This window comes from Bifidobacterium sp. LH_389, from assembly GCF_056357235.1.
The window spans coordinates 1-2616 of sequence record NZ_JBKEVR010000033.1 but is presented as its reverse complement, the minus strand read 5'-3'; the positions used below and the strand labels follow the sequence as shown (position 1 = coordinate 2616).

The 2616-nt window shown below is 58.0% G+C and carries 2 protein-coding genes; both read right to left on the bottom strand.

What is annotated here, in order from left to right; genetic code table 11:
- Nucleotides 1–125 precede the first annotated feature (125 nt).
- Nucleotides 126–890 carry an IS21-like element helper ATPase IstB gene (gene istB / locus AC1AZA_RS11375; protein ID WP_476514762.1) on the bottom strand — a complete coding sequence of 255 codons (765 nt, stop codon included), beginning with the start codon at nucleotides 888–890 and terminating at the stop codon, nucleotides 126–128.
- A gap of 17 nt (nucleotides 891–907) precedes the next feature.
- Nucleotides 908–2422: an IS21 family transposase gene (gene istA / locus AC1AZA_RS11370; protein ID WP_476514761.1), complete on the bottom strand. Its 1515-nt coding sequence runs from the start codon at nucleotides 2420–2422 to the stop codon at nucleotides 908–910.
- Between the last annotated feature and the right edge of the window lie 194 nt (nucleotides 2423–2616).

Genomic DNA, 2616 nt, shown 5'->3' with positions numbered 1-2616 from the left:
TTGTGTTTTGTCAAGTTGGTGTCCGCGTTGTGTGCAGTGTTTTTCCGCAGTGTGGGCAGCGGGTTTTCCGCAGTGTGTGCGGTATTGGATGTGGCCGCTGCCTGTCTGCGTTGTTGTGTTGTTGGTTATTTGGTCATGAGGGCGTGTTGGCTCCTGTAGGAGTGGCCCTCGAATCTGATGAGTCGTCCGTGGTGGACGGTGCGGTCGATGAGGGCGGCGGCCATGTTTTTGTCGCCTAGGATGCGTCCCCATCCGCTGAATTCGATGTTGGTGGTGTAGATGATGCTCCTTGTCTCGTAGCTGTCGCTGATGATTTGGAAGAGGAGGCGGCTGCCTTCCTCGTCGATGGGTAGGTAGCCGAACTCGTCGATGATCAGAAGACGTGCTTTACTGATATTGGCGAGTTCTTTGTCGAGCCGGTTTTCTTGTTGGGCGCGTCTCAGGCGCATGAGTAGTCCGGTCGCGGTGAAGAAGCGTACGGGTATGCCCTTGGTGCAGGCGAGCCTGCCGATCGCGATGGCGAGATGGCTTTTGCCGGTCCCGACGCTCCCGTAGAGCACGAGGTCCTCGCATCGGTTGATGAATTCCAGGCTTTCGAGTTGGTTTCGTCCCCAGTCGGCGGGCATGTTCAGGTTGGTCCAGTCGTAGCCGTCGAGGGTCTTGTCTGCGGGGAACCCGGCTTGTTTGAGGAGGCGGGTTCGTTTGGATTGCTCGCGTGAGTCGAGTTCCGCGGTGAACCATTGTTCGATGAATTCGAGCTGGTTGGGTGTCGCCTCGGCGAGCATGTTGGCGAGCACGCTGCGGGTGAGGGTCAGGCTGCGGCTCATCATGAGGATGCGTTCGCTTTTCTCGGTCGTGGACGCTCGTCTGCGACGTGTGTCGGGGATCACGGGATCGGGTCTGACACTCATTGCATTCCTTCCTGGTTGTTGTTGGCGTGATTGCTACTGGTGATGAACTGGTCGTAGCCGCTCAGGTCGGGTTCGTTGATAGCGCCGGGGTATTGCCAGTCACCATCGCGCATGCGTAATGCGATCGGGGTGAGCGAATCCGCGTGTAATCCCATGTCCTTGTTGAAAGCAAGGATCTCGTCGCATGCTTGCATCACGGGCTCGAACCCAGCCGCCCGGCACGCGTACGCGATCGCTTTCAAGCTTTCCTTGAGGGTCTTGTCGTCCATGGAATCGAGCCAGCCACGAATATCGTCGGGAATATCCGGGCGGATCGTGCTTTCCTTCCACGCGCGTGGTTTGAGCGCGAGTTGGGGAAACACGAGCACGGGATCCTCCACACTGTTCGATCTGCCATAGAGTCTGGGATACTCGGCCAGAAACTCGCCGGTGGCAGGCGAGGTGAGCGTGACCGTGTCCCAACGAATCGCAGCCAACACGCGTGAACGGGCATGACTCGCACCAGCGAGGTACTGGTTCGAGTCGATATCAACCAGACCATACTTATCAGCCATACGGGTTTGCCGGCGGACCGGATCAAACACACTCGACGATAAAGGCATCAACGATGCCTGTTCCTCGGCGAACACCTGCGTGACGGGCACGTCCATTAATCGCGGGCAATACGATTCTGCCGCCAGTTCATCACACCGCTCCAGCATGAGCCGTGACAGTTGTTCGTACGATTCCGCATGTAAGGGCGGGACCATGATATTACGACGCAGGAACCCGACCGCGTTCTCCACGCTGCCTTTCTCATTGCCCGAATACGGGTTACAGAACCTGACCTCGAGCCGGTAATGCGCCACGAACGCGGCGAACACGCTGGTCAAGGTCACCTCGCCCTTCGCGTTCCTATGACCCGCACCGGTAGCGTTATCCATCACGATCAACGGCGGCGCACCACCAAGATGCTCGAACACGAGCATCAACCCGTGACACAAACACTCCGCGTTCTCACCCGGCAGGGCCACACACAAGCGCATATTCGAATACGGCAACGCCACCACCAGGCAATGCACGTCCATCTGCTCGCCCGCGATCACAGCCCGGGCCAGACCGAAATCAACCTGCATACTACCCGCACGCCAATCAAGACGTATAAACCCCTCACGATCCCCGTCACTCCGGTTCGCCTCGCGCCACCGGTGCACGTACCGCAACGTGGTCGAATACTCGCCGTCATAATCCGTTTCCGCCAGCAGACGCTCGTGCACCCGTTTGATCGTATGACGTTGCTTGCGTGGCATCAACCGGTCGGCCTCCAGCCATGAATCCACCAGATGCGTGTACGGGTCGATCTTCGAACCATACCGACGATCCGTCCTCGGCTGGGGCGAGCAATCCCGCATATCCGCGTATTTCGCCACCGTCCCGCGATCAACATGCAAAAGACGCGCGATCTGCGCGCGGGACAATCCCTGCCGATCAAGTCTCCTGATATCCTGCACTATGGGCATCGGTATCGCCATAATCCTTTCCTTCCCGAGCCTTCGACTGGCTGCAACCAGCCGAAATCAATTCGAATGAACACTCGGGAATATACAAGCAGCGAGCCGATGCCTACCCACACCACCCACGAACACTGCCGAACCTGCGGAAAACCATCAGCCCACACTGCGGAAAAACACTGCCAAACCCGCCGAACAAACATTGAAACAAAACA

Bases quoted from the DNA above. Each gene is read 5' to 3' on its own strand.
- istA (WP_476514761.1), bottom strand. From the start codon at position 2,422: ATGGCGATACCGATGCCCATAGTGCAGGATATCAGGAGACTTGATCGG.